Origin of the sequence: Terrisporobacter muris (assembly GCF_024621905.1) — a bacterium.
GTDB lineage: Bacteria > Bacillota > Clostridia > Peptostreptococcales > Peptostreptococcaceae > Terrisporobacter > Terrisporobacter muris.
In genome coordinates this window covers 1-6,339 of record NZ_JANKBY010000210.1, presented here as the reverse complement: position 1 = coordinate 6,339, position 6,339 = coordinate 1, and the positions used below count along the sequence as shown (strand labels likewise).

Annotated in this window: 3 protein-coding genes; all 3 read left to right on the top strand. The window is 27.0% G+C overall.

The features are described 5' to 3' along the window. The first annotated feature begins 352 nt into the window (after positions 1 to 352). Positions 353 to 3,244 (top strand): DNA mismatch repair protein MutS, encoded by a 2,892-nt coding sequence (gene mutS, locus NSA58_RS13995; protein ID WP_074429764.1) that lies wholly within the window; start codon positions 353 to 355, stop codon positions 3,242 to 3,244. Positions 3,245 to 3,339: 95 nt separating this feature from the next. After that, the gene (gene mutL, locus NSA58_RS13990; RefSeq protein ID WP_074429765.1) at positions 3,340 to 5,388 is read left to right on the top strand and encodes a DNA mismatch repair endonuclease MutL; all 2,049 of its coding nucleotides are present in this window, start codon (positions 3,340 to 3,342) and stop codon (positions 5,386 to 5,388) included. 21 nt (positions 5,389 to 5,409) lie between these two features. Further along, positions 5,410 to 6,339, top strand: a 930-nt coding sequence (gene miaA, locus NSA58_RS13985; RefSeq protein ID WP_257560598.1) for a tRNA (adenosine(37)-N6)-dimethylallyltransferase MiaA, incomplete at its 3' end; no start/stop codon positions are given.

Sequence of the window (6,339 nt, the reverse complement as noted above, 5' to 3'; positions counted from 1 at the left end):
TGTTAATATGGTAAAAATTGCTTAACTTCTGTATATAATGAAATAAAAAGGAGTGAATAGTATGACTACTATAGCTTGGGTATTTATGGGTACAGCTTTTCTTATAATTGCAGGAGCAGCAATACTATCTTTAAATAGAATATTAAAAAATGAAAAATAATATTCTAATAGGCTTTCATACTGTTTTTTAGACAATAAATTATACGGCATAATAAGTAAAATTATATACATTAATGTAAAATAGCTATTTATGAAAATAAATAGCTATTTTTTAGTTTTAAGGGTATATTTTAAAGATAACATATAAATTGTGTTATATGATATAATAACAAAAGACAAAGGAGGTAGAAATATGGAGATTGACAGACAAAAACTTACTCCTATGATGAAACAATACTTTGAATGTAAGGATAAATATCCTGATTGCATATTGTTTTTTAGATTAGGAGATTTTTATGAGATGTTCTTTGAAGATGCAATAGTTGCTTCAAAGGTACTTGAAATAGCATTAACAGGAAAGTCTTGCGGCTTAGAAGAGAGAGCGCCTATGTGTGGTATTCCCTTCCATGCAGCTGCTTCATATATATCGAAATTAGTAGAAGCTGGATACAAAGTTGCTATTGGTGAACAGATGGAAGATCCACAAACGACAAAAGGCATAGTAAAAAGAGAAGTAATTCAAGTAGTGACGCCAGGAACTGTTTTAGAAGGAAATTTACTTGAAAATAAAAAGAATAATTACTTAATGTCTTTATACAAAGTTAATGATAATTTTGGACTTTCATATGTGGATATTAGTACAGGAGAAACTAATGCCACACTTATTAAAGAAGATAAACTTATTGAAGAAATAGCTAAGGTTAGCCCTTCGGAAATTATATTAAATGACTTAAGCTTCAAGGATAATTTGAAAAATATAGCCATAATGGGGAACATTTATATAAATGAAAATTTTGATGAGAATTATTTAAACACAAATATATTAAGTGAATACTTTAGTGAAGACTACTTAGAAACTTTAAGGTTTGATGATAAAAATTTAATTAAAACTAGTTTATGCATACTTCTTAATTATATATATAATACTCAAAAACAAATTACATCAAATATAAATGTAATAAACATATATAATCCTAGTGAATATATGGTTCTTGATATGTTTACTAGAATAAACCTAGAATTAACTCAAACAATTAGAGGTTCTAAAAAGAAAGGTTCACTACTTCATGTGTTAGATAAAACATCTACTGCCATGGGTGGAAGACTTCTTAGAAAATATGTGGAAGAGCCCTTGGTTAATAAAAAAAGAATAGATGAAAGACTTGATGTTATAGAAGAGATAAAGGATGATTTTTCTCTTAGAGAAGACTTAATAGATATACTAAAAAATGTCTACGACATAGAAAGAATTTGTGGGAAAATTGCTTTTGAAAAAGTAACACCAAAAGAAATGATTAACTTAAAAAATTCCATAGAAAAGCTTCCGCTTCTAAGAGATAGAATAAACTCATGTGATGGAACTACTATAAAAAAATATATAGATTCTATGGAAGACTTAAATGATATTTATAAGCTAATAAATGAAGCTATTAAGGAAGAGCCAAGTTTAACTATTAAAGATGGTAATATAATAAAATCTTCTTATAATGAAGAGTTAAGAGAACTTAGAAATATTTCTAAAAATGGTGCCTTCATGATAAAGGATATAGAAAATCGTGAAAGAGAAAAAACAGGAGTTAAATCACTTAAAATAGGATTTAATAAGGTATTTGGATACTATATAGAAATAACTAAGGTAAATCTAGCTAACTTAGATTTAGAAGGTAGATATATAAGAAAGCAAACTCTAAGTAATGCAGAAAGATTTATAACAGAAGAGTTAAAAGAGATAGAAGATAAAATATTACATGCTGAAGAAAAAATAAAAGCATTAGAATATGAAATTTTCGTTAAAATAAGGCAAACTATTTATAATAATATAGATAGAATTCAAAATGTGGCCAAAATTATAGGAAATATAGATGTATTTACTTCATTTGCCACAGTGGCTCACATAAATAACTATGTTAAGCCAAATATAAATATTGATAATAAACTTGATATAAAAAATGGACGTCATCCAGTAATAGAAAATATAGTTGGAGAAGAAAATTTTGTTCCAAATGATACTTACTTAAATACTGGAGAAAATATTATCAATATAATTACAGGACCAAATATGGCAGGTAAGTCTACTTATATGAGGCAAAGTGCCATAATTTGTTTAATGGCTCATATGGGTTCATTTGTCCCAGCAGAATATGCAAATATTCCGATTTGCGATAGAATTTTTACAAGAGTAGGTGCTAGTGATGACTTATCGCAAGGTCAATCTACTTTTATGGTGGAAATGAGTGAAGTTTCTCACATACTAAAAAATGCTACAGACAAAAGTTTAGTTATATTAGATGAAATAGGTAGGGGTACATCTACTTATGATGGTATAAGTTTAGCTTGGTCAATAGTTGAATATATAGAAAAATATATTAAGTGTAAAACTTTATTTGCTACTCACTATCACGAGTTAACGGAGCTAGAAAATGAGTTTGATGAAGTTAAAAATTACTCTATTGCAGTAAAAGACGATGGAGAAAATATAATATTCCTTAGAAAAATCATAGATAGTCCAGCAGATAAAAGTTATGGTATTTATGTTGCTAAACTTGCTAAGCTTCCTGATGAAGTTATTAATAGATCATCAGAAATTTTAAAGGATTTAGAAAAAAATCACATATATAACGGCTACGCCATAAATGGAATAGCTAATAATGAAGAAAATTCTTTAGAAAATGGGCAAATTAGCAAAAAGAACGAATGTTCGTCAGCCGAAAATATAGCACTTAATAAAGAAAATTCGATAAATAATATAGAATTAGAACTAAAAAAACTTGAGCAAAGCAATCTTAAAAATGAATATGAATCATTAAAAATAGAACAAGAAAGTTTAAATAAAACTTATAAAAAACTAAGAAAAGATTACGATAAATTAACTGAAGAATATGAAAAAATAAAAAATGAGAGTTCAGTAAATAACTTAAATAAAGCAAATAAAGAAGCTGCTCTAACAGTGGATCAAATAACTTTTGATATAGTTGAAGATAATAATATATTAGACGAAATAAAAAATCTTGATATATTAAGTATGACACCACTAGATGCAATGAATGCACTATTTAACCTTCAAAAGAAGGCAAAGAATAAATAGAATTCATAAAGTAGCTTAAGAGATAAAATCCACGATGTGGCTTAAAATTTCATGAGCCAACACTGTGGCTTAAAATTATTCTTTGGAGGAATATTATGTCAAAGAAAATAAATATATTAGATGATTTAACAATAAATAAAATAGCAGCAGGAGAAGTAATCGAAAGACCTTCTTCTGTCACTAAAGAATTAATAGAAAACTCCATAGATGCTGGTGCTACACAAATAGTTATAGACATAGTTGATGGAGGAAAAAAACAAATAAGAATTACGGATAATGGTAGTGGAATTTTATCTAGTGAAGTGGATAAATCGTTTTTAAGACATGCTACTAGTAAAATAAAAAAAATAGATGATTTATATGACCTATATTCTTTAGGCTTTAGAGGAGAGGCTTTAGCTTCTATAGCTTCTGTTTCTCGCTTAGAAATGATTACAAAAACTAAAGATGAACCATTGGGAACGAAGGTTGTTTTAGAGGGTGGAAAAGAAGTTGTAAAAGAGCCTGTGGGAACAAAGAATGGAACTACAATGATTATAAAAGATTTATTCTTTAATACTCCTGTTAGACAAAAGTTTTTAAAATCAACTCATGCAGAAACTATCAATATAAGTGATTTAATTAATAAACTTGCCATAGGAAATACACATATTCAATTTAAATATATAAACAATGGTAAGCTAATGTTAAACACACCAGGAGATGGTAAGCTTATTTCTGTTATTAGAAGTATATATGGAAAAGAAATAGTTGAAAATTTAATAGAAATTAATGAAGAAGGTAAATATTGTAATATCTGTGGATATATGGGTAATAATAATATTTATCGTTCAAATAAAAACTTACAACATATTTACATAAATAATAGATTTGTCAAAAGTAAAATAATACTAGACGCTATAAGTGAAGCATATAAAGGTATTATACCAATTAATAAGTATGGCGTATGTTTCCTAAATATACATATAAATCCATCCAAAATAGATGTTAATATACATCCTACAAAAATGGAAATTAAATTTGAAGATGATAAAGATTTATATATAGAAATTAGAGATTTACTAAAGAAAAAATTATTAAATACTGCTTTAATTGGCAAGTATGAAATTTATGATAAAAAACCTATTGTAAATGAAAGTAAAGAGATATATTTAGAGAAGAAAGAAATTATACCACAAGCAAATACTGTAAAAGATATAAGTATGGCTACGCCATCAATAAAAGAGTTGGATAGTAGTAATACCTTTATGTCACTAGAAGAAGCTTTAAAGCAAGGTACTAATAAAGAAGAAGCTAATAAAGACTTAAATAGTACTAGTATAAAAGAAAAAATAATACAAGATAAAATAAATAAAAAAGAAGATTTAAATGAAGATGTTAAGCTTCAACCTATAGAAAATAAAAGTGGAGAATACTTTATTGATGGTGTTGTTGATGTGAGTAAATCATTTACCTTTGATGAACTAGATTCTTTAAGTAAAATTGATAAAAATAAGATTGATGAAAAAGAAAATTACACTCAAATAGGTGGAGAAGAAAGTACAATAAAATCAAATGAAAATAGATTTTCAATTACAGATTTTAGAGTTGTTGGAAGCATACTTAATACTTATATTATACTTGAAAAAAATAACTCTATGTATTTATTAGATCAGCATGCAGCTCACGAAAAGGTATTATACGAAGAATATATGAAAAAATTTAAAAATCATAAAATAGATATGCAAATGTTATTAGATCCAATAGTACTTGAAATATCTAATATAGATATGCTAAAAGTAGAGAGTAATCTTGATTTGTTTTTAAATTTTGGTTTTGAAATTGAGTTATTTGGAAATAATCACATTATGATAAGAGGTGTGCCTACTATTTTTGGTAACCCTGAAAGTGAGAAATTTATTCTTCAAATTATTGATAATATAGATGATTTGAAAAATAGTTATGATTTAAAAGGGGATAAATTTGCATCCATGGCATGTAGAGCAGCCATAAAAGCAAATGATAAAATTCATACTATGGAAATGAAAAAGCTTCTATCTCAAATGGAGGTATGTGAAAATCCATTTACATGTCCTCATGGTAGACCTACCATAGTTGAAATATCAAAAAAAGAAATTGAAAAAATGTTTAAAAGAATTATGTAAGATGAGTAAGGAAGGAAGCCTATGAAAAAGATACCACTTATCATCCTAACAGGACCTACGGCCGTTGGGAAAACAGCTTTATCAATAGAACTTGCAAAAGACTTAAATGCAGAAATTATATCTGCTGATTCTATGCAAATATATCAATATATGGATGTGGGAAGTGCTAAAGTTACTAAAGAAGAAATGAATGGTGTAATTCATCATATGATAGATGAAGTTAAGCCAGATTTTCCATTTTCAGTATCAGAATTTCAGCATAGAGCAGGTAAATATATAAAAGAAATAGCTAATAAAGGAAAAAATGTATTAGTTACTGGAGGAACTGGTTTATATCTTAATTCATTAATATACAATATGGATTTTGCTAAGTCCAATGCGAATTCTGAAATAAGAGAAAAGCTGGAAAAAGAACTACAAGAAAAAGGCATAGATTATATGCATGAAAAGTTAAAGTCACTAGACAGTGAAGCAGCTTCTAGGATACATAAAAATAATAGTAAAAGAGTTATAAGGGCCTTAGAAGTATGTTTAGATGGAAAGAAAATGCAAGACTTTTCAACTGATTTAAGATACAACGAAGACTATTTACCAATAATAATAGTTTTAAATCGTGATAGAGAAATTCTTTATGATAGAATAAATAAAAGAGTAGATATTATGATGGAAAATGGATTAGTTGAAGAAGTTAAGAATTTGCTAAACATGGGATACGATAAAAATTTAATATCTATGCAAGGAATTGGATATAAAGAAATTGTCAAATATTTAGAGGGTGAATATACTTTAGAAGAAGCTATCGAAATAATCAAGAGAGATTCAAGACGATATGCCAAAAGGCAAATAACTTGGTTTAAAAGATATAAGGATAGTAAATGGTTTGACTTAGGAAAATATAATAATATAGAAATACTAAAGGAAGATATTTTGAACTTTATTGAAAATATATCT